This window comes from Candidatus Filomicrobium marinum (genome assembly GCF_000981545.1).
In the GTDB taxonomy this organism is placed as follows: domain Bacteria; phylum Pseudomonadota; class Alphaproteobacteria; order Rhizobiales; family Hyphomicrobiaceae; genus Filomicrobium; species Filomicrobium insigne.
Map to the genome: position 1 here is coordinate 847,000 of NZ_LN829119.1, position 22,295 is coordinate 869,294.

The 22,295-nt window shown below is 57.4% G+C and carries 20 protein-coding genes; 7 read left to right on the top strand and 13 right to left on the bottom strand.

Annotation, left to right across the window (positions count from 1 at the left end; genetic code table 11):
• Positions 1-68: 68 nt before the first annotated feature.
• The 4 genes from YBN1229_RS04145 to map form a co-directional block, all read right to left on the bottom strand.
• Positions 69-959, bottom strand: a complete 891-nt coding sequence (locus YBN1229_RS04145) for a LysR family transcriptional regulator (RefSeq protein WP_046476919.1) — start codon at positions 957-959, stop codon at positions 69-71.
• Positions 960-1,021: 62 nt separating this feature from the next.
• The gene (gene trxB / locus YBN1229_RS04150) at positions 1,022-1,987 is read right to left on the bottom strand and encodes a thioredoxin-disulfide reductase (protein WP_046476921.1); all 966 of its coding nucleotides are present in this window, start codon (positions 1,985-1,987) and stop codon (positions 1,022-1,024) included.
• Between the two features lie 169 nt (positions 1,988-2,156).
• Positions 2,157-2,918 carry a RadC family protein gene (radC, locus tag YBN1229_RS04155; RefSeq protein ID WP_046476923.1) on the bottom strand — a complete coding sequence of 254 codons (762 nt, stop codon included), beginning with the start codon at positions 2,916-2,918 and terminating at the stop codon, positions 2,157-2,159.
• Between the two features lie 51 nt (positions 2,919-2,969).
• A complete protein-coding gene (map, locus tag YBN1229_RS04160) occupies positions 2,970-3,797 on the bottom strand; it encodes a type I methionyl aminopeptidase (protein ID WP_046476925.1) in 828 nt (275 codons plus the stop codon).
• 113 nt (positions 3,798-3,910) lie between these two features.
• On the opposite strand from map, the gene YBN1229_RS04165 reads away from it, so the two are divergent.
• Both YBN1229_RS04165 and YBN1229_RS04170 read left to right on the top strand, forming a co-directional pair.
• On the top strand, positions 3,911-5,521 hold the full coding sequence (locus YBN1229_RS04165; RefSeq protein WP_082101008.1) for an OmpA family protein: 1,611 nt from the start codon (positions 3,911-3,913) through the stop codon (positions 5,519-5,521).
• A 176-nt stretch (positions 5,522-5,697) separates the two neighbouring features.
• Positions 5,698-7,662 carry an OmpA family protein gene (locus YBN1229_RS04170; protein WP_052743685.1) on the top strand — a complete coding sequence of 655 codons (1,965 nt, stop codon included), beginning with the start codon at positions 5,698-5,700 and terminating at the stop codon, positions 7,660-7,662.
• A gap of 112 nt (positions 7,663-7,774) precedes the next feature.
• Here YBN1229_RS04170 and rplS read toward each other — a convergent pair whose 3' ends face one another.
• From rplS to leuS, 8 genes are all read right to left on the bottom strand, one after another.
• Entirely contained in the window at positions 7,775-8,434 is a 660-nt protein-coding gene (gene rplS, locus YBN1229_RS19235) for a 50S ribosomal protein L19 (protein ID WP_046479944.1), read from the bottom strand.
• A 169-nt stretch (positions 8,435-8,603) separates the two neighbouring features.
• Positions 8,604-9,353, bottom strand: a complete 750-nt coding sequence (gene trmD, locus YBN1229_RS04180; protein ID WP_046476928.1) for a tRNA (guanosine(37)-N1)-methyltransferase TrmD — start codon at positions 9,351-9,353, stop codon at positions 8,604-8,606.
• Positions 9,354-9,396: 43 nt separating this feature from the next.
• Positions 9,397-9,684: a DUF1330 domain-containing protein gene (locus YBN1229_RS04185; RefSeq protein WP_046476930.1), complete on the bottom strand. Its 288-nt coding sequence runs from the start codon at positions 9,682-9,684 to the stop codon at positions 9,397-9,399.
• Positions 9,685-9,725: 41 nt separating this feature from the next.
• Positions 9,726-10,451: an orotidine-5'-phosphate decarboxylase gene (pyrF, locus tag YBN1229_RS04190; protein ID WP_046476932.1), complete on the bottom strand. Its 726-nt coding sequence runs from the start codon at positions 10,449-10,451 to the stop codon at positions 9,726-9,728.
• 51 nt (positions 10,452-10,502) lie between these two features.
• On the bottom strand, positions 10,503-11,501 hold the full coding sequence (locus tag YBN1229_RS04195; protein WP_046476934.1) for an adenosine kinase: 999 nt from the start codon (positions 11,499-11,501) through the stop codon (positions 10,503-10,505).
• 63 nt (positions 11,502-11,564) lie between these two features.
• Positions 11,565-12,605 carry a DNA polymerase III subunit delta gene (holA, locus tag YBN1229_RS04200; RefSeq protein ID WP_046476936.1) on the bottom strand — a complete coding sequence of 347 codons (1,041 nt, stop codon included), beginning with the start codon at positions 12,603-12,605 and terminating at the stop codon, positions 11,565-11,567.
• Between the two features lie 60 nt (positions 12,606-12,665).
• Positions 12,666-13,259: an LPS assembly lipoprotein LptE gene (locus YBN1229_RS04205; RefSeq protein WP_082101009.1), complete on the bottom strand. Its 594-nt coding sequence runs from the start codon at positions 13,257-13,259 to the stop codon at positions 12,666-12,668.
• Positions 13,246-15,861 (bottom strand): leucine--tRNA ligase, encoded by a 2,616-nt coding sequence (gene leuS, locus YBN1229_RS04210; RefSeq protein WP_046476938.1) that lies wholly within the window; start codon positions 15,859-15,861, stop codon positions 13,246-13,248. The genes YBN1229_RS04205 and leuS overlap by 14 nt, the downstream gene beginning before the upstream one ends.
• A gap of 296 nt (positions 15,862-16,157) precedes the next feature.
• Between leuS and YBN1229_RS04215 the strand changes: the two genes are divergently transcribed.
• A complete protein-coding gene (locus YBN1229_RS04215; RefSeq protein ID WP_046476940.1) occupies positions 16,158-17,219 on the top strand; it encodes a Fic family protein in 1,062 nt (353 codons plus the stop codon).
• A 39-nt stretch (positions 17,220-17,258) separates the two neighbouring features.
• On the opposite strand, the gene YBN1229_RS04220 is transcribed toward YBN1229_RS04215, so the two are convergent.
• Positions 17,259-17,663, bottom strand: a complete 405-nt coding sequence (locus YBN1229_RS04220; protein ID WP_046476942.1) for a GlcG/HbpS family heme-binding protein — start codon at positions 17,661-17,663, stop codon at positions 17,259-17,261.
• Positions 17,664-17,772: 109 nt separating this feature from the next.
• Here YBN1229_RS04220 and YBN1229_RS04225 point away from each other — a divergent pair, with 109 nt between their 5' ends.
• From YBN1229_RS04225 to YBN1229_RS04240, 4 genes are all read left to right on the top strand, one after another.
• The gene (locus YBN1229_RS04225) at positions 17,773-18,456 is read left to right on the top strand and encodes a YggS family pyridoxal phosphate-dependent enzyme (RefSeq protein WP_046476944.1); all 684 of its coding nucleotides are present in this window, start codon (positions 17,773-17,775) and stop codon (positions 18,454-18,456) included.
• Between the two features lie 143 nt (positions 18,457-18,599).
• On the top strand, positions 18,600-19,511 hold the full coding sequence (locus YBN1229_RS04230; RefSeq protein ID WP_046476947.1) for a hypothetical protein: 912 nt from the start codon (positions 18,600-18,602) through the stop codon (positions 19,509-19,511).
• 224 nt (positions 19,512-19,735) lie between these two features.
• On the top strand, positions 19,736-20,965 hold the full coding sequence (locus tag YBN1229_RS04235; RefSeq protein ID WP_046476950.1) for an ammonium transporter: 1,230 nt from the start codon (positions 19,736-19,738) through the stop codon (positions 20,963-20,965).
• A gap of 99 nt (positions 20,966-21,064) precedes the next feature.
• Complete coding sequence (locus YBN1229_RS04240) at positions 21,065-22,288, top strand: aminotransferase class I/II-fold pyridoxal phosphate-dependent enzyme (protein ID WP_046476952.1); 1,224 nt, start codon at positions 21,065-21,067, stop codon at positions 22,286-22,288.
• Positions 22,289-22,295: the final 7 nt, after the last annotated feature.

Consider the following 22,295-nt stretch of genomic DNA (forward strand, 5'->3'; position numbering starts at 1 on the left):
TCCAGTAAAATCTCCAAAATTTTAAACTTGATCAATTCTTTTCGAAGCGGCCCATGGAAGAAGCGGTGTCAATGCCGCCACTGACGCGCCTTCCCGACCAGAAAATCGCGAAAAACCTGAACGCGCTTCGAACCCTTCATCTCTTCCGCATAAACGAAATAGACCGGCAACTTTGGCGGATCTATCTCCGTCAGAATTGGCACGAGATCCGTTTCACCTTCCACGAGATAGTCAGGCAGCATACCGATCCCGACGCCGGTGCGAATGGCGTACTTCATAGCCATAATGCTATTGACCCGGAAGTGCGGATGGCGAACCTCTTTACCCGTCAACCCCACGGTTTCAATCCAGGCAATCGCGCTGAGGTGCTGAGCAGGTGGACCGCTGTAAGAAACGATCCGGTGCTTTCCCAGTCCGGCGAGGTTTTGCGGCGCCCCAAATTTCCGTATGTACTGCACTGAGGCGTAGGCCCGCACCGTCATTGAAAAAAGCGGGCGCCGGATGAGCTCAACATGCCCAGGCTCCTGCACAAACAAGCCCACATCGGCCTCGCGCATCGCAATATCCATCTGCTCATCATTCAAAATGAGCTCGATATTTATCTCCGGATAAAGCTCAAGGAATTCCCTTATCCTCTGGGTAACCCATACGGTTCCAAACCCAACAGGCGCGGTGATCCGCAACTCGCCAGCCGGCTTTGTCGTCGTCTCGGAAAGCTGCGCCTCCGCCGTTTGCAGCTTGTTCATCACTTCCGCAACGGTCGTGTAGAGCAGCTCCCCCTGTTCCGTAAGCACCAGCCCGCGTGCGTGCCGGTGAAACAGCGGGATGCCGAGGTCCTTTTCCAGCGATGAGACCTGCCGGCTTACCGCCGACTGGCTCATTTGCAGCGCCTCGCTGGCGTGAGTAAAGCTTCCCGCTTCGGCGGCAGCGTGGAAAATGCGCAGCTTATCCCAGTCCATGCTCAAGCCTGTCCAAGTAAGAGCAGACGCAAAACGGGCTGCTGCTTCGTTTCGACCAACGCCTATTCCGCAGCCTCAGCAGCCACCTCGAGACCTGCGAGGTAGCGCTCAGCCTCAAGAGCGGCCATGCACCCCATCCCAGCAGCGGTCACGGCCTGCCGGAAGATATCATCCGTAACATCGCCAGCAGCGAAAACGCCGGGGATCGAGGTCGCCGTCGAATCTGGCTTCGTGATCAAATAACCTGAGCCCTTCATCTCGAGCTGTCCTTTGAACATCTCCGTCGCAGGCGCATGCCCGATGGCAACGAACACACCATCCGCAGGTCGCTCCACGATCGCACCCGTCTTAACGTTCTTGAGACGGACACCGGTCACCGATTTCGGCTCTTCCGTTCCGATTATCTCCTCCAGCGCGCTGTCCCATACGACCTCGACCTTTGGATTTTTGAACAATCGATCCTGCAAAATCTTTTCGGCGCGGAAGGAGTCGCGGCGATGCACTACCGTCACCCGCTTTGCGAAATTAGTCAGGAATATCGCCTCTTCGACAGCCGTGTTGCCACCACCAATCACGACCACCTCTTTGTCACGATAGAAAAAGCCATCGCAGGTGGCGCATGCCGAAACGCCGTAGCCTTTGAATTTCTCTTCGGAAGGAATACCGAGCCAGCGCGCCTGAGCACCAGTGGCAATAATCAACACGTCACATGTGTAGATATCTTCCGATTCACAGACGAGCCGGAACGGCCGCTTGCTGAGATCTACGGAATTCACATGATCCATCACAATTTCAGTTCCGACGTTCTCTGCCTGGGCCTGCAACTGCTCCATCAGCCATGGCCCCTGGATCGGCTCAGCAAAACCCGGATAGTTCTCGACATCCGTCGTAATGGTCAATTGTCCGCCGGGTTGAATGCCCTGGAGAACGAGCGGCTTCAGCATCGCGCGCGAGGCGTAAATGGCTGCGGTATAGCCGGCCGGCCCAGAACCCAGAATCAAGACCTTTACGTGCCGTGTTGCTGCCATTGGTGTTCCTTTCCATTGGACGAACCCGAAATTCCGAATTCGCCGGGCATATCTCGACCCCTCAAAAACGCTTCCTCATATAAGGCGAAACGTTCCGTCATGCGATAGCCAGTGATCTACGTCAGAGGCCCGGTTGTGGAGCAGTCAGTGCACGGCAGAACAAGCCAGACTAAATCAGCTTTAGCCCGCGCAGGCTCGTATGCCCCTCCCGCCCAACGATAATATGATCGTGAACACTAACCCCCAAGGGACGCGCCGCCTGTTGTATCAGCCGCGTCATGTCAATATCCGCGCGCGACGGCGTGGGGTCTCCCGACGGGTGATTGTGGACCAGTATCAGCGCTGTAGCGGATAGCTCAAGAGCGCGCTTTACGACCTCCCGCACATAGACAGGTGTATGGTCGACCGTTCCTTCCCCCTGGACTTCATCCCCCAATAAGCGGTTCTTCTTATCTAGGAACAGGATACGGAACTGTTCACGGTGTCCGTAAGCCTGCGCGGCTTTAACGTAATCGAGAACCTGGCTCCACGAAGACAAAACAGGACGCTCAACGATCTCCGATTTCACCAACCGGACCGCCGCTGCCCGAATGAGCTTGAACTCGGTTACAACAGAATCGCCCACGTCCTTCACTTCTTTCAGACGGTGCTCCGGCGCGTTGAGCACCTCCGCGAACGAACCGAAATGCGCGATCAGCCGCTTTGCCAGCTCCTTGGTATCCCGCCGCGGAATGGCACGGAACAGAACCAGTTCGAGCAATTCGTAATCGGGTAACGCCTCGGGCCCACCTTTGCGGAAGCGTTCCCGCAGCCTGCTGCGGTGGCCAACGTGCGACGGGGTCGAAGATTCGAAAAAAGCCCCCTGTCCGCCATCCTGCGCTGAAGCCGTCTCGGGTGCTTCTGGCCGTTCGGCCTTACGTCGATCGGTCATGGGCACCGTACTGCCGCTGAAGAGGCGGAAGGCTGCGTTTAAGGCGTGATGCTAGGCTGCGGTGACATAAGGCGGGCAATCATATCCACCGGGCGACCGCGTAAAGACCTCGCATCCATCTTGGGTCACACCGATGGTGTGCTCGAACTGAGCAGACAATTCCCGGTCTCGGGTCACGGCAGTCCAGCCGTCATTTAGAACCTTCACATTCGCCCGCCCGAGATTGATCATCGGTTCGATGGTGAAGAGCATGCCCGGCTCAAGTACAGGGCCTTCACCCGCCTCGCCATAATGCAGAATGTTCGGCCGCTCGTGAAACTGCCGCCCCAAACCGTGACCACAGAAATCGCGGACCACGCTGCACCGCTCACCTTCGGCATAGGTCTGGATCGCCTCACCGATATGTCCCGTCGTGTGGCCCGGCTTCACTGCGTTGATACCGCGCCACAGCGATTCATACGTCACCTCGATCAGACGTTCAGCCCGCCGCGATATTGCTCCGACGGCATACATACGGCTCGTATCGCCATACCAACCATCGACGATCAACGTCACATCGATATTGATGATATCGCCTTCCTTCAGCGGCTTCGGCCCCGGAATTCCATGGCAAACTACATGATTGATCGACGTACAGATCGATTTGGGAAAGCCGCGATAGTTGAGAGGTGCCGGTATCGCGTCATTGTCGAGCGCAAACTGCAAAACCATCTCGTCCAGCGCCTCGGTGGTCACGCCCGGTTTAACGTGCGGGGTGAGCATATCGAGCGCCGCTGCTGCGAGCTGTCCCGCCCGGCGCATCCCTTCAAAGTCTTCGGCGCTGTAGCGCTTTATCTGATTATCGTTCTTCTGGGTGCGTCGGGTATCGAGATTAGACATTGCGTGTTCTGTAAGGTTGCTGTTTCTTTGATATAGGGAACGTCTAACAAAAAACCTTGCCCACAAAAAGTTGGGGCGTGATTAAGCTTGCTTAACACCTGGGGAGGTGCGTGATGTCGAGAGTCTCCAAGTTGGCTTCTGGAGTGGTACTCCTTTACGCCACGTCAGCGCAGGCGGTTGAACTTCCAAACTGGAATATCGCCACCATTTGCGCCAGCGAAAACGCAGCCGGCCAATGTCAACTTTTCGAATTCCAAGCCAAGCACGCAATCCTTGGGGGCTGGGGCCTGCTACCCGATGATTACCGGAATGCGTGCCTCGGCGAAGTTAAAGAGCCCTACGTAAGCTATCGGTCTCTCTCTCAATGCCTCGAATTGCAAGTACTGCATGGTCGAGAGCTTAGAACAATCGATACCGCTGCCACCGGAACGACGGTACCATCTGCGATAGGTAGTTCCAGCTCCGAAACCTCCACGCCAGCAACTTCAGGCGACGCCGATAAGATAGAAACTCTCGAGCAATATATCAAACGACGCGAAAGCTGGGGCAAAGGCAGAGAAAGTTCGCTGACGCCAAAGAATGTTCGATTGGCAGCCGGAGCATCCATACCACTCAAGAGTGCCACAACAGCCGCACCTGCAGCAAACGCCACGCCTCCGATCGTGCATCCCGCCGAGGAGCGCCCTCCGCTTAAGATCACCGAAGTCCCTCAACCTATCATTGAAGAGAATCTGGCTGCCCTTCTCGCTCAACGCGAAAGCTGGAGTGGCGCAACAGCCTCGCCGATCAGTACAGCCACCGTCGGTAGCTTGGCCGACTACCTCGCCGAGCGGGATAGCTGGGGCAAGGGTCCTGCTGAGAAAGCCGCTCAACCTCTAAACGCCAATGAGCCAAAACTTCAGCAAACGGCCGAAGTATCTCAAGCTGATATTAGTAAGGCTCTCACTGATCTCCTGGCCGAACGGGAAAGCTGGGGAACTGAACCTTCACCTAAAGTTGCCGCGACACCAAAATCTGAACTGGCCTCGGCAGAAGAGGCTGAGCCCGATACCCTCGCCGGATACTTGGCCCGTCGCGCCTCCTGGGGGCCTGGCAACCCGGTCAAACCCGTGAAAGCTCCCCTCGCCGCGGGTGCAGTCTCACCACTTCCCGCAACAGCAACCGCAACGGCAAGTCCTGCATCGGACAGCAGCGAACAATCCGTTCTCGTGCACGCCGCCGAAAAGACCCCTCCAGCGCAGATGACCGAAATACCTCGCGCGGATGTCGACAAAGCCCTCTCGGAGCTTCTTTCCGAACGGGAGAGCTGGGGCACCGCGCCTGGCTCCGCAGGTCAGCAGGTTGCCGCACGCTCCGCCGAAGCGGACGCCTGCGAAACGGAGCTGCGCAACACCGTTGGCAAGGGAACGATATTGTTCCGCACCAACAGCGCCATTCTCGATGCCGAAAGCTTCTCAACTCTCGACGAGCTTTCACAACGAGCAAAGAATTGCCGTAACACGACAATCCACGTGGAAGGCCACACAGACGACCGCGGCTCCGAAAGCACGAATCAAAAGCTTTCGGAACAACGCGCGATGGCGGTCCTTAACTATCTTGTAAAAGGCGGCGTGGTTTCCAGCCGTATTGAAGCCATCGGGTTCGGCGAAAGTCGGCCACTAGTACCGAATTCCAGCCCTGAAAATCGCGCAAAGAATCGGCGTATCGAATTTTCGGTTCGCTGAGTCGAGGAAAAGCTTCAATCTCAACCTCTAATGGAGGGGCTCGGTATTCGGACCCCTCGTTATTAGTTTGTTGACGAAAAAAACCGCCGATTCAGTCTCATAGACAAGCAAATGGCTACTGAAAGTTAAGGTAAACCCTGTCATAACATGTGTGCCCATGACGGAGGACCCAAGTTATGTTGCGCAACGTCGCTGCTATTGGATTCATTTGTTTGAGCGCCGGCCCGCTTGCGGCCGAAGCAGCTCCCCACCATAACGCCACGCCGTCCCAGAACGTTATCGAAAGGGCGCTGGCGAACCTTTTGAATACACGCGCTGCCTGGAATGAGAACTCCGGCCAGCAGGATGCTATCATTGTCGTCGATACCCGGAACGAATTAGACGATTACCTGGCCCGTCGCGACGCCTGGAACGCATCTGCTCAGTCCAGCGAGCCGACGGACCTGAAAGAATATCTGGCACGCCGTGACAGCTGGGGCGCAAGTCCCGAGGCTGTGCCGATGGATAATGCCAGTGTACTCGCCGAATACTTGGCGAAACGAGAAAGCTGGGGCCCCGGACCAGAGCCGAAGCGCATTGCTGCCCCCTTGGCGGCTGGTGCGAGCCGCACACTCCCCAGATTGGCGACGGCCCCCGTAACCAATTCCGGTTCGCCGGTCATCCATGCTGCAGAAGAGCGGCCGGTGCCACACTTGACCGAGGTTCCGCAGCTGCGCATTCGCAAAGCGCTACGAGAATTGCTTGCCACCCGTGAAGCCTGGGGCAGCGAGCCAGCACTCGGCCATGCCGTCTTTGCAGGAGATCTCAAAGCTTATTTGAAGCGTCGGGACAGCTGGGGCGAGGGTCCGAAGCCAAAGCCAATCCGTGTCAAATTGGCAGCCGGCGCCCCGTCGCGTCTCCGCATCGAGAAGATCTCTCCGCAAGTCGAAGCGGCGAGACCTATCATTCATCATGCCGACGAACAGCGCCCTCCAGAGCTCACCGATATTCCCGCCAGCCAAACAAACGGCGCTTTAGAAAAGCTCCTGGCTGAGCGCGCATCCTGGGGATCGAAACCCGTTGTCGCCGAAGCGCGCGTCGCCGGAGACCTCGGTGCCTATCTCGCACGCCGTGATCGCTGGGGCGTCGGACCGGAACCCAAGAAGATCCGTGTGAAGCTGGCTGCCGGCGCAAAACGGCGTTTGCCGGTTATCCCGAGCCGCTCTGTCGATACGAGCGGTCCGGCCCCAATCATTCACCCTGCTGAGGATCGCCCGGCACCGGTATTGACGGCGATACCAGTCAACGAGGTCAAGACATCGCTGACGACATTGCTGAGCGAACGGGCCTCATACGGCACCGAACCGACCCTCAGCGTTGCTCGGGAAGCCACCGATCTCGATCGGTTCCTTGCCCGCCGCACCGCATGGGGAGAGGGCTCCGAACCCAAAAAAGTTCGGGTAAAGCTAGCCGCCGGCGCAAATCGGCGCCTGCCGAAGATCACGGCTCTTCCTGAAGCAGGTCCTGTGACGCCGCCCATCATTCACCCCGCGGACGAGCGCCCAGCGCCCGTATTGGCCCAACTCGATTCAAACACGGTCAACGCTGCTCTGACCGACCTCTTGAATGACCGGGCCTCGTGGGGTTCATCACCATCGATCACAAGCTCCGAAGCTGATGTTTCGTTGCCGGTGGTCACGCTCGACGCCTACCTTGCGCGCCGTGCCCGCTGGAACATGTTGGCCCACACGCAAGTCGCGGCCATCTCGCTGGCCCGGAATGTTCGCTCTGATGCTCTGACGTGTACAGAAGCGCTACGTCAGATCACGGAAGCCAGCTCCATTCAGTTCGCCACCGGAAGCGCCAAACTGACCTCCGAAAGCAACCGTGACCTCAAGCAGCTGGTTACCACAGCCCGCGAGTGCGCCGGTCTCCGGATTCGCATTGAAGGTCACACGGATTCGCTTGGCGACGCCGCAATGAATCAGGCCCTATCGGAAGCGCGCGCGCAAAGCGTCGCCGAATTTCTGACGGAAGCCGGCCTTAACGCCGAAGCGTTGGAAACCGCAGGGCTGGGTGAATCGCGCCCGCTCGTCCCCAATACATCCCGCGCCAATCGCGCACTTAACCGGCGCATTGAATTCAAAGTGCTGACGAACTGATCCTGGCAAAACGGGTTGGAAATCTCCCGTAGGGTCCAGGGACAAGCAGAACAAAAAGAAAAAGGCCCGGGCAGAAAGCCCGGGCCTTTTGTATCCCATAGAGGTAAGCGCTTTACTGCGCTTCGCCTTCTGCATCCGAAGCTGGTACTTCTTCGACCGCTGCAGCAGCAATAAGCTTCTGCGCCTGACCAACCCAGTCTTCCTTCTCGATGCGTCCTTCCATCTTCAGGAAGTCTTCCACGTTCGCAATATCGTCGTCCGAGAAGTTGGCGATCTGCTCAAGCTGAACGCAGTTCAGCTGTTTCAGACGCAGCACCATTTCTTCATCGATCCCCTGGATCTGCGTCAGATCATCAGGCTGACCTTTTTGCTTCTTGAAGCCCTTCCAAGCAGCGTTCAGGCGACGTGCGCGTGCGTCCGTACGCTCCACAATACGGGCCGAACGTCCGCGGCGTCCGCGCAGATAGTAGAGCTTCGCGCGCCGAACTTTACCGCGCCGGATAACTTCGATCTCAGTGATGAACGGCGAGTAGATCGGAAATACACGCTCAACACCTTCGCCGTAGGAAATCTTACGAACAGTGAAGCTTTCATTCAGCCCACCGCCTGAGCGGGCGATGACAACACCCTCATAGGCCTGCAAACGTTCGTTCTTACCCTCAAGCACGCGCACGGTGACTTTAACGGTATCGCCAGGGCCGAACTCCGGTACGCCACGTTTGGCTGAAATAGCGCGGATCTGCTCCTGCTCGAGCTCTTGAATGATGTTCATTTTTTGCGATCCTTGATTGTCATCATAGCAGAGGAGCATCACTGTCTGTCCTTGGAAATCGAGGACGGACACGGCTCTTGCGGCCCATTTAAGGGAATTGAATGCGGCGTCATAGCCGAAAAGTAGGGCTTTGTCGATGCCCTCGCCCGGTTTTTTGATAACCGACGGCTTAACCGTTCTTTTCCGGGTCTACTTTGGCCATCGACAGGCTCTTAAGGAGATCCGGTCGCCGTTCTCGGGTCAGGGCCTCAGCTGCCCGGCGGCGCCAGGCATCCACCTTCCCATGATCGCCCGAAACCAGCACCTCAGGAATAGCCCGCCCCTCCCACTCCCGGGGCTTCGTATACTGTGGATACTCTAAAAGCCCCGTTTCAAAGCTTTCGTGGACAAGGCTGTCAGGTGCGCCAAGCACACCCGGCAACAGACGCACGCACGCATCCATCAGCACCATTGCCGCCAACTCCCCGCCTGAAAGCACGAAATCTCCAATGGAGATCTCACGCAAATGGCGCCCCTCGATTACCCTCTGATCGATGCCTTCGAAACGCCCAGCCAGCAGCATGACCCCCGGCCCGGCCGCCAATTCTCGCGCAGTCTCCTGACGAAGAGGTTCACCGCGCGGCGAAAGCACGATGCCGGGTAGATCTGGCGCTTGACGCCGCGCCTCATCGATAGCGGCCGCTAGAACGTCCGCACGCATAACCATCCCGGCACCGCCACCAGCCGGACGGTCATCCACCGCAAGGTGACGACCGATGCCGAACTGGCGCAGCGCGACGCATTGTAGCGACCAGATTCCCGCGTCCAGCGCCTGCCCGGTCAAAGAATAGCCGAGCGGCCCCGGAAACATCTCCGGAAACAACGTAAGAATTTGTGCCCGCCAAGCAGGCCTACCATCGCTCGTTGGCATGTGTGGCATGACGTTGACGCCTTACAGGCCTTCGCCGGATACAAGAAGAGCGTCAGACACCTTCGACAACGGTAATGTCGATAGTACCGGCACCCTCACGCAAAGCTTTGGCCTCTGCGTATTCCGGCGACTTGGCATAACCCAACGCGTGGTCATAGCTGGGAAATTCTAGAACGACGTTACGAGCTACGCCATTTCCCTCGACGATTTCGCATCGTCCGCCACGAACGATCGGTGTGCCGCCGAACTTGTCCAGTGCAATTTTCGACTTCGCCACGTACTGCCCCCAAGCATCAGCATCGGTGACAACGGCGTGGGCGATCACATATCCCTTCGGCATTTCGTTTTGTTTCCTTGGTTGGCTTATAAACTTGCAGAGTCTTAGGTCGCACTTCGACGCTCAAGGGCCGCAGCGATATGCGCAACGAAAGCCCGCGCCGCATCAGCTGGATCATCCGCCCGCGTAATAGGCCGCCCCACCACAATCAGATCGGCCCCTGCAGCGACAGCGCTGTCCGGAGTCATCACCCGTTGCTGATCGTCCAATGCGCTACCAGGTAAACGGATACCCGGCGTCACGATCAGAAAATCAGAACCGACCTCTCGGCGCACCATGTCCGCCTCTTGCCCCGAGGCAACGATACCATCGACCCCGCACGCACGTGCCAACTGCGCACGATGCAAAACAAGGTCTGCAGGAGAAAGCCGATTGCCCTGAATTTCGAGATCCGCAGCAGTGAGATTTGTCAGAACCGTAACCGCAAGCAGCTTCATCCCGCTGCTTCCCCGCCCGACCACAGCCGCGTCGAGCGTCTTGCGATCATGCCCGTGAATTGTGAGATACGTCACACCCAATTCGGCGGCATTGGCCACCGCACGTTCAACCGTATGGCCAATGTCCAGGAACTTCATATCAAGGAAGACTTGCTTCCCTTCTCTGATCAGCCGGCGGGCCAATTCCAGGCCGCCAGCCATCACCAGTTCCAGACCGATCTTATAGACTGAGACGTCGTCACCGAGCCGGCCGATTAAGTTCTCGGCCTCCTCGACCGTCGGAACATCGAGCGCCACAATGAGCTTGTTACGTGCCCGCTCCAAGTTTTCCATTTACGCTCCGAAGCGTCAGCCAACCACTGCCACAGTCTCTATCTCGCCCGCTCAGGCTGAAAGAGCCAACTCTCTTGCTAAAGTGCTGAGTTGAGTTTCCGGCCGCGCACCGACATGGCTGATAATCTCAGCTGCCGCACACGAACCAAGTCGGCCAGCGGTAGCAAGGTCCTTGCCCGTTGCCAAGCCATACAGGAAACCGGCCGCATAGAGATCCCCAGCTCCAGTCGAATCCACGAGCCGCTCAATCGGATGAACGGGGATCTCGATCCGTTGGCCCTTGGAGATGATGACCGATCCCTTCTCGCTGCGTGTCAGAGCAGCAAGCTCCGTATGGACGGCCACACGCTGAGCAGCATCCTCAAAATCTTCCGTCTGATAAAGCGATGTGATCTCATCCTCGTTGGCGAGCAGAATATCGATACCGTCACGGATCAGATCAACGAATTCGCTACGGTGACGATCGACACAAAAACCATCTGACAATGTCAGAGCCACCTTGCGCCCGGCACTGCGCGCAATCTCGACCGCCTGACGGAAAGCCGCTTTGGCCTCCGGCTGATCGAACAGATAGCCCTCAAGATAAACGATACCAGCAGCACGAATGGCGTCGGGATCAACCTCGCCCTGATCGAGGTCGGTGGAGATGCCCAGGTATGTGTTCATCGTGCGTTCGCCGTCTGGCGTCACCAGGATGAGACAGCGTGACGTCGGCGCCTTGCCGCTAACGGGTGAGCTGGAAAATTCAACCCCCGCCGCGCGAATGTCGTGCGCAAAGACCTTGCCGAAGTCATCATCAGCGACTTTTCCGATGAACGCCGCCCGGCCTCCGAAGGAAGCAATACCGACCATGGAATTGGCGACCGAACCACCAGAAATCTCAACGCCCGGTCCCATGTCACCATAGATCGCTGCCACCGTTTCCGCATCAACGAGGCGCATGTTTCCTTTCGGAGCTTCATGACGCGCCAAAAACTCTTCATCGCAGCGCCCAATAATATCAACAATAGCGTTGCCAATGCCGATTACGTCGTAGCGGAGTCCGGTCATGTTACCTCTCGAATTGTTTACGATTTGCGCGGCACTATAGGCACTCAGCTTCGCAGAGCAAGTTTAGCGGCCCGAATAACCGCTCGCACGCGCCAGCCGGGTCAGCGACAACACGAGGCGCTCAGCGACGATATCTTCCAGAGCACCATTGTGCCGCGCGGTCTTGGCCGCGGCTTGAATCGCCCCAAGAGCCTGCGCCAACCGCTGCACCGTCCACATACGCGCTTGTGCCGTGAGCGCATCTTTCTGCTTGAAATGGAGCGGTGGCCGAAAACTCCGCATGACATCGGCAACGGGCCGGCCGGCATCAATCTGCGTACACACGCGATGCAGTCGCATAAAATGCCGTTGGAGGGCGAGGATGATAGCTTGCGCGCTTTCTCCTGCGGCTATCGCCCGACTGAATTCATTGACAGCCCGGTCACCTTGTCCACCCGCGGCAGCGAGCACAATACGATCAATTGTAAGTTCAGAGGCGTCCCCCACGATCGCCTCGACATCTTCAACTTCAACTTTGCCACGCCCCGAGCAATAAAGGATCAGCTTTTCTATTTCTCCGCGCGACATCGCCCGATCCGCGCCAAGCCGAGCAACAAGGCTGTCACGAGCCGGTGCGGAAATCGTCAACCCGGCCGCCTTCATCTCCTCATCGACCACCGCGCCAAGATCGCGTTCTTCATCCGGAAAACACGCGATTGCGGCCGCATGTGCAGGCTGCTCGAACATCTTTCGAAGCGCATCCGTCGGCTTCAGATTTCCTGCCTCTACGATCAAAACGCTGGGCAGAGCTGTCTCAGCGACAAGCGGTTTGAGCAGATTGGCGTTGATACGCCGTCCGGTGCTCGTACGAACGATTTTACGCCCGCCGAACATAGCGACCGTCAGAAGTTCATCCGCAAGACGACCTGGGTCTCCGTCCAGATCCATCTCATCAACTCTTAAAATTTCACCGGGTGGGTTTTCGCGCTTCGCCCATGCATCCGCGGCCTGTCGGGCGCGTTCCGAGACAAGCCCGGCATCCGTGCCGTAGAAGAGCAACGCCGTGATCTTGGCGTCGGGCGATTTCAGAAAACTCGCAGATTGATGACTTTTAATAGCGACCATAATCAACCGGCTCGCTGATCTGCCGCACGACAAACGAATAGCGTCCCGAAAAAACGGAACTTAAGCCTGTGTCGCAAGAAACGCTGACAACCGTGACTTCAGGTCGTTGCCCACAGTACCGGCGGCTCTGTCCTCCGCGTCACGACGTGCGCGAACGTTAGAGAAAATGGAGTCGAAACGCTCGAAACCGGCACGCCCATAGCTCGTGCCCGACAAGATTACCTTCTTATCCTTGAGGTGGATCAGCCGGAACGATGCATCAAGACTGTAGATCTGACCGCGAGAGTCACCACTACGCTGGACGAGCGTTGACGTTACACTTTCGCGAATAGCAATTTCCAAGCGATACTCCGGCGGCAAAGCGTTGCCGCCTCCTCGAGCCTGGAAGATCAGCTCGTTGCGAAGCTGCTGACCAACACGGCCTGGGATCGGTGCGATATCAACTTGCGCCAACCTCTCCGACAAACTGCCGGTGCCGTTCAAGTCTGCGTACATCGGACGAAAACCGCCGGGGCCACAGGCAGCAACCAGCGGCGCGATTAGTACCGCGACCGCCATCACTCTAAAAACCGACCGTCTGCTGCACATCCGGCTGGACTCTCCGATCCTGTCGGCGACCGAACCCGACGCACGAAGCGCCTCAGGCAACGACATTAACGATCCTTTGCGGCACAACTATAACCTTCTTCACCGGCTTGCCTTCTAAGGCGCGAGTAACCGGTTCCAAGGCCAAAGCGGCTGCCTCGATCTCTTCCTTGGAGGCGCTCCGCGCTATGGTAAGCTCGTCCCTCCGCTTGCCATTCACCTGTACGGCAATGGTCATAACATCGTCAACGAGCAAGGCCGGTTCCGCCACGGGCCAAGGTTGTTTGGCCAATAAGGTGTTGTAACCGAGCCGCGCCCAGCATTCCTCCGCCAGGTGTGGCATCATCGGTGCAATCATCTGCACCAACAGCTCTGCCCCTTCCCGCAGGGCCCAATCGAGCCCGTCTTCCGACTTCTGTAGGGTCGAACTGAGCACATTAGTAAATTCGTAGAGCGTCGCCACAGCAACGTTAAACCGCAGCCCCTCGATGTGCCCGCCTACACTATGAAGCGTCTTATGGGCCGCCCGGCGCAATGCGATCCCCTCGGGGCCGAATTCAGGCATGACATCCGCGCGTTGCGGCGTTTTTTGCGCGATCTCGTCGATCAACCGCCAAGCGCGTTGCACGTATCGGCGGGCCCCCTCAACGCCGACCTCCGTATAGATCACATCGCGCTCTGGCGGACTGTCCGACAGCACAAACCAACGAGCCGTATCCGCGCCGTACTCGCCAACAAATGCGTCGAGATCGACGACATTTTTCTTCGACTTCGACATCTTCTCGATGGGCCCGATCGTAACGGGGTTCGCACTCACCGCGTGGCGCGCAGCTCGGTTTTTACCGTCGCCATCAATCTTCACCTCATCCGGTGACAACCATTCGCCGTTCTGCGACTTGTACGTTTCGTGGGTCACCATGCCTTGTGTGAACAGCGCGCGGAACGGCTCTCGCAACTGCCCTATGCCTTGGCCAGCATCCGATATCGCTCTGAAAAAGAAGCGAGAATAGAGCAAGTGCAAGATCGCATGCTCAATCCCGCCAATGTACTGATCCACAGGCAACCAGTACTGCGCAGCGCGCGCATCCACAGGCGTGTCCGCATCAGGCGCAGTAAAGCGCACGAAGTACCACGATGAATCGACGAACGTATCCATCGTATCGGTTTCTCGCACAGCCGGCCCCTGACACTTCGGACACGTGACGTGCTTCCACGTCGGATGCCGGTCCAACGGATTACCCGGTTTATCGAACGTTGCATCTGCTGGGAGCTCCACCGGGAGCTGATCATCGGGTACCGGTACCGCCCCGCAGCTCTCGCAGTGAATGATGGGGATCGGGCACCCCCAATAGCGTTGCCGCGAAATACCCCAATCACGCAGGCGGAAGTTGACCTTGCGCTCACCAACCGGCCGCCCCCCGATCGTCATAGCGCCGAGGCGGTCCACAACTTTCTCGAATGCAGATTTGGGATCTAGTCCATCGAGGAAATCGGAATTGATCATCGAGCCGTCACCATCGACGGCCTCATCACCGATCGCGAAGGTCTCGGCATTCTCGCCCGGCGGCAAGATCACGGGTCTGACCGGCAGATCGTATTTGCGGGCAAAATCCAAATCGCGCTGGTCGCCCGAAGGACAGCCAAAGATTGCGCCCGTCCCGTAATCCATCAACACGAAGTTCGCGACCCAAACCGGCAACAACCAATCTTTGTCCAGAGGATGCTGAACGCGGAGTCCGGTATCGAAGCCCTTCTTCTCCGCACTTTCCAACTCCACGACGGAGGTTCCCTGGCGACGGCATTCGTCGCAGAACTCTTTGAGCTTTGGATTATCCGCAGCCGCGGCCAGTGCAAGCGGATGATCAGGTGACACAGCCAAGAAGGACGCGCCAAACAACGTATCCGGCCGCGTCGTATAAACTTCGACTTCGCTAATGCCTTTGGGCGCGTTTGCTGGGTCAAGAGCCCAGCGCACCAACATGCCTTCCGATCGGCCAATCCAATTGGCCTGCATCAGTCGCACTTTTTCCGGCCACTGATCCAACGTATTGAGCGCTTCCAGCAGCTCATCTGCATATTCAGTGATCCGGAAGAACCACTGCGTCAGCTCCTTAGTCTCGACCAGGGCACCCGAACGCCACCCACGACCGTCGATAACCTGTTCGTTCGCCAGAACGGTATGATCCACGGGGTCCCAGTTGACCTTTGCAGACCGTCTGTAGGCGAGGCCCTTCTTCAAAAGATCCAGGAACAGCTTCTGCTGCTGCTTGTAGTAATTGACGTCACATGTCGCGAATTCGCGCTGCCAATCGATAGAAAGCCCCATGGACTTCAGTTGCTGGCGCATCGCTGCGATATTGGCGTACGTCCACTGCGCCGGATGCGTTTTACGCTCCATCGCCGCATTTTCGGCCGGCATTCCGAACGCATCCCAACCCATTGGATGCAGGACATTAAAACCCCGGGCGCGCTTATACCGCGCGAACACATCTCCCATTGTGTAGTTGCGCGAGTGTCCAACATGGATGCGGCCCGATGGGTACGGGAACATCTCTAGAACGTAGCACTTGGGCCGTTCATCGTTGTTCGAGGCCGTGAAGACACCAGCCTCCTCCCACATCTGCTGCCAGTGCTTTTCGCGCGCAGGCGCGTTGTAACGTTCATTTCCCATGAGGCTTATCGGTCTCTTAACGGTTCGTTCAATGGCGGCGGTAATGAGCGCCAAACAAACCCGTCGGTCAAGGCGGGCTGACGGTGAAACTGGGAATTCGATAGGTCGAATGGACGGCGACGAAGCGACATATCCGCATGCGTGGGCGGATTTACAGGCCCTGAACTACGCAATCATGTCGATAAGTATCCCATTTCATCGACACATATATGTCGGCGCGTTGACGAGCCTCACGAATATGTCGAGAAAAATTGCGTACGTCGACATGACCCTTCTGGCCCAGGTTATTCTGTCTCATGCTCGCCACCCCGGAATCCGCCTCCCCACCGCGCCCCGTGATTCCTCAGGCTGTTGAGCTCGAAACCCGATCAATCCTGAAAAAATGCGTTGCAGCACGAACCGCCCTGGCCGACCTACGCTATGCCGGGAAGACATTTTCGGACCCTGCCGCCTGTGCAAGCACCTTCGCGCTTCTGGAAGCGAAGGACAGCTGCCAAATCGCGAACGTTGTAACGGCCATTGATCCGCTTTTTAAAGCCGCAAACGGACTGCGCGTCAAAGACGACGATGCCACGCGCCAAATTCTCCGGTGTCGGGCAGCCCTGATCGCCGCCGCGGCCGCGTCGAAATACCAGCGCCTTTCCATCGTCACCGCCGCAACCTTGGCACACGCGCTAACGTTGGAGGCCGGCTTCACACCACCAAGCGAAAATCGGCTCACGCATCTTCTGGCTGACTGGGCGCGCTTCCAGACCGAATCCGAGGATATCGACCCGCTGGTGCACCTCGCGGTCTCCCACTATCTCTTCACCTCCGCGCAACCCTTTGCCCTCGCAACGGGGCCAGCCGCCCGCATCCTAACCTTGATGGGCCTCTTGAACACTGGCCTGATTGATTTGCCAGTGCTTTACCTCAGCCGGCATCTCCTGGCGACCAAAGGCAGCTATGACCGCAGCCTCGCGAAGGTGACGGAAACCGGCGAGTGGGAACCGTTTTTGGACTACATGCTGACCGCCATCGAACAGTCTGCAATCTGGACCAATGGCAAGCTAAGAGCGACAAGAGCGATGATTGATATGACCGCCGATCATATCAAAACCTACGCACCGAAAATCTATTCGCCCGAACTCGCCGAACTCATCTTCATTGAGCCCTACACACGCATTCAGCATCTCGGGCGGTCGGGGATCGCCAAACGCCAAACGGCGGCCGTCTATCTGAAACAGCTCGCGGCCATCGGCATCCTCAAGGAGCATAAGGTCGGCAGGAGCAAGATTTTCATCCATCGCAAGTATCTCTACCTGATGGCGCGCGACGAAAATACGTTCACGCCTTACCCGCCGCCAACGCTCGGATAAGGCGTGCTTTTAAGGTCCAGCGTCCCCCACACAAACCGTCTAGCAGGTATGGGCTGCCGCACCCGCCTCGGCCACAGCCTGGTCCTGCGCACCGCTGCCGCCGCTGACACCAATCGCGCCGACAATGCTGCCATCGGAGCCTTTAAGCGGAATACCGCCTGCGAAAATCATCACGCGGTCTTGGTTCGACGCGTGAATCCCGAAAAACTGATCACCAGGCTGACTATTCCGCGCGAGCTCTTCCGTCGAAATATCGAACGCACGCGCCGTAAAAGCCTTGTTGATCGAGATATCGATGCTGCCGATCCAGGCTCCATCCATCCGGATGTGTGCGAGCAATTGCGCACCAGCGTCGACAACCGCAATATTCATGGGTTGTCCGATTTCTTCAGCCTTTTTCTCGGCGGCTTCGATGACACGTCGAGCATCCTTCAAGGTCAGCATGGCACGTCCTTATATTAAATGATGAAAATCGGGTCGGATGGACTACACCGCCCGGAAACGTGCTAGAGCCCCATTGGGTTCGAACATAGAAAGCTGACAGATCATCAAAATGACGACCGACGATACGATCTCCGCCGATCATCAAGGCTTACGCGCCGTCAAAGATAAGATCGCCGCCGCCGCGAAAGACGTCGGTCGCTCCCCGGCTGACATCGAGCTGATCGTCGTCTCCAAAACCTTCGGCCCAGACGAAATCCTGCCCGTTCTGAACGCCGGCCAGCGCCACTTCGGCGAAAATCGGGTCCAGGAAGCCGCCGGCAAATGGCCAGCCTTGCGTGACAAGTTCCCAGATATAACCCTGCATTTGATTGGACCGTTGCAGTCCAATAAAACCAAGGAAGCCGTCACGCTGTTTGACGCCATTCATTCCATCGATCGGCCCAAAATCGCCAAGGCTATTGCCGAAGAGCAAGCGAAGCTAAATAAGGAACTTCAGCTCTTCATTCAGGTGAACACAGGTGAGGAGCCTCAAAAGGCCGGTGTATTACCGCGCGATACGGCCCAATTCCTCGATCAGTGCCAAAACGAGTTCGGCCTCAAGATCACGGGCCTCATGTGCATTCCTCCCGTTGACGAAGAGCCTGCGGTTCATTTCGCATTTCTGGCCAAGCTGGCGCGCGAACTGGATCTCCCTGGCCTCAGCATGGGGATGTCAGGCGATTTTGAAGCCGCAGTGGAACTCGGCGCTACGCACGTTCGTGTCGGCTCAGCCATATTCGGCGCCCGCGTCTGAACACGTTCTAAACAACGCCCCGAGCAGAAGACCAAGATTCTTCTGAGGACGAGTTGCGCCTACGCGGTTGTATTCCCGACTGGAATGTTAGGCTCCACACTGATTCGAAAACTGTGCGTGCGTTTCATGATATCGGAGGCCCCATGACTGAAGGCATCGCACAAAGCGTCGCCGCAGAAGCTGAACAAGCTGCCAACGAGGCTGCGCGCGAAGCTCGGGCCGAAGTTCTCGAGCGCAGCGCCAAAACCGAACCCGAAAAGAAGCCGTCTCGTCGCATTACCAAGGCGTCCACCTCGAGCGATACCTGGCAGAAGTTTGTCGTAGACGTCTGGCTGACTGACCTTAATCCGACAGAGTTCGGCATCTACAAACATTCCCGTAACCGCGCCAAATCCCGGCAGTTTTCATCTGACATGGATATCTACGCCGAGGTCATTGAGAATGGCGAGCGGACGGGTCTTCTCGGTTACCGCAAGGATCTCTGGAAAGACGCGAAGGGCATGGACCGCAGATTGGTCTTCAAGCTGTTCACGCCCAGTCTCAATTGGCGCGCAACGATGGACCTCATGGTCGGTCGCAGCCTGCAACTCACGTTGGGGGCTCGCGGTGTGCCGGTGATGGCCTATTCCATCAACACCCACGACGACAATTTCATGATCTATCTCGAACGATCGGCGCTCAAATGGCCGTTTCTTCCTGAGCACTTTTCGTTTTTCATCGTCAGTGATGGAACGCCCAAATTCTTCCGTCTTGAGCGGGCGCTCATCAACATTGGTGGCGACTACACGCTGTATGACGAGCACAACAAAGCCATCGGCTACATTGATGGCAAAATTCTTTCCATTGCCGGCAAATGGAAGGGCGCCATTCGCAGCGAACATGCTGACAAAAAGCTGCTGACTGTGATGAAACTGTTTTCCGGTCTCATCATCTTCAACCGGCAGGCACGCTGGCATATGTGGCGGCTTTGGCATGACGTGATCGATGGCCGGATTTCCCCAGCCCTCGAACGTCAGGAATCCGACCTCTATAAGAACCCTCGCCGCGTGCGCTAGTGCTCAAAATTTAGCCTTCAACACCCGATCAAGCGCACAAAAACAAATCAAAATAGAGGTGAAAAAGTAGGCGGAAGACTAAATATCGAGCAATTATTTATATTGCCCGCCTATACGGCAATCCTACCCTTGACCATTGCTTTGGCCACGTGCAATCAGCCGCCTTTCTGGGAAGCGAAATGCACGCAGAATAATCAACAAAGCTTTTTCAAGGGGTGGGCACCATGGAACAGTTACAACAGGGCTCTGACGTATTTTTCCTATTGATGGGCGCGATACTTGTATTCGCGATGCACGGCGGCTTCGCCTTCCTTGAGGTCGGTACCGTCCGCCACTTCAGTCAGGTCAATGCGCTCGTAAAAATCATGGTCGACTTCGCGATTTCGACCGTTGCTTATTTCTTCATCGGCTTTTGGATCTCTTACGGGATCACATTTCTGGTCAGTGCGTCCGCTTTAACGGGAGGCGCCGAAGGCTTCGGCCCCCAGGGTCTGACGCTGGTCAAGTTTTTCTTCCTATGCACATTTGCTGCGGCCATCCCCGCCATCGTATCGGGCGGCATCGCGGAGCGTGCGCGGTTCGTACCCCAGTGCGCCGCGACGGCCCTACTCGTCGGCTTTGCCTACCCCCTGATCGAGGGAACCGTCTGGAACAACAACTTTGGGCTTCAAGATACACTCTTTGAAAGCATGCTCGGCGCCAACTTCCATGATTTTGCAGGGTCGATCGTTGTCCACGCATTTGGCGGTTGGGCAGCGCTCGGCGCTATCCTGCGCCTCGGCCCGCGGCGTGGTCGCTACGACCATCCTGGCGTTTCCGGAACGCCACCGTCATCGATCCCCTGGCTGGCCATGGGATCTTGGATGCTCTGCATTGGCTGGTTCGGTTTCAACGTCATGAGCGCCCAAAGCGTCGCTGCCATTTCCGGCCTCGTCGCCATGAACTCCCTGATGGCCATGGCCGGTGGGATCCTGGCCGCCCTCATCGTCGGCCGTAACGACCCGGGCTTTGTGCACAACGGTGCCCTCGCAGGCCTTGTCGCTGTGTGCGCGGGGTCCGACGTCATGCACCCAGTCGGCTCACTCGTCACAGGCGCAATCGCTGGCTTCATCTTCGTCCAGTTTTTCCAACTCGCCACCCAGCGCTGGAAGATCGATGACGTACTTGGTGTCTGGCCGCTGCACGGACTTTGCGGCCTATGGGGTGGGCTGGCTTGCGGGATCTTTGGAACGGAAGCGCTCGGCGGGATCGGCGGCGTGACATTCGCCTCGCAGTTTGTCGGCTCGCTCCTGGGCTCCGCTTACGGACTGGTCGCCGGCCTCATCGTCTACACGCTCGTAGACCTGATCTTCGGCTTCCGCATGAGCGATGAAGAACAACGCCGCGGCGCAGACCTGACGATCCACAATATCTCTGCCAATCCGGAACTCGACGTGCGCACCGGTCGCATTTGATCCCAAACGGCATTACAGGCAAAGAGAGGAGGGCAGACATCGTCTGCCCTCTAGTCTCATGTGCGAGCGTAGAAGCCGACCATGCCAGGGATTTTCTGAATGAATGAGCTGACCGGCCTTGAGCGCCTTGCATCAGGCGCCATCCCCTACCCTTTCAGCCATGTCCGCGAACTTCTCGCTCCCTTCCCGCCGGGCCGCGAACCCATCATCGATTTGACGTTGGGCGAGCCGCGCGAAACCATGCCGGCCCACGTGGCCGAAACCATTGCTGACGCTCAGGCACGTTTTGCGAACTACCCACCCATTCGTGGCACCGATGAGCTACGCCAAGCGATTGCCGCATGGATCGACCGTCGTTTTAAATTGAAGCCCGGGATCGATCCGGAAACGTCTATTCTCCCATGCAACGGCTCACGTGAAGGCTTGTTCTACGCCGCACTCCCTGCCGTCGGCCGCAAGCGGCAGCCTGAAGGTACGCGTCCCGCAATACTTATGTGCAATCCATATTACGCGGCATATATCGGCGCGGCCCTCGCCACCAACGCGGAACCGGTCTACCTCAACGCAACGAAAGCCACCGGCCAGCTCCCCGATCTTGAAGCATTAGCTTCAGAGGCGTCCCTGCTAAAACGCACCTGCGCGCTTTACCTTTGCTCGCCCGCAAATCCGCAGGGCGCCGTAGCCACGCCGGAATATATTGCGCGTGCCCTGGACCTCGCCCGGCGCTACGATTTCATGCTGTTCTTCGATGAGTGCTATTCGGAGCTTTATTCCGATGAGCCACCCGTCGGTGCTCTCACGGTTGCAGCCGCGACACCAGAACGTTTTCGCAACCTAATAGTTTTTAACTCCCTGTCCAAAAGATCGAACCTGCCAGGCATGCGCTCCGGCTTCATGGCGGGCGACGAAAAATTTCTCGCCTCGCTTGCGACAATTCGCAACCTTATCGGCCCACAAATGCCAGGACCGATTCAAGTTGCATCAGCGGCAATATGGGCGGACGAAACCCACGTAGCAGCTAACCGTCTGGCATATAAAAAGAAATACGACGTATGTGACGAGGTGCTCGGCACACGCTACGGCTATACCCGCCCGGCTGGCGGATTCTTCCTCTGGCTCGATCTCGGCAATTTTGGTGGCGGAATCGACGCTTCGGTAACCCTATGGAAACGTGCGGGTGTCAAGGTACTGCCTGGTGCCTATCTCGCTCAAACCGGTCGCGACGGCATCAATCCAGGCGCAGATTTCGTGCGCGTGGCATTGGTGCAAAGCCCGGAAACGATCAGACAGGCGCTGGAACGAATAGTCGATGTTTTCGCGTAGCGTTCGT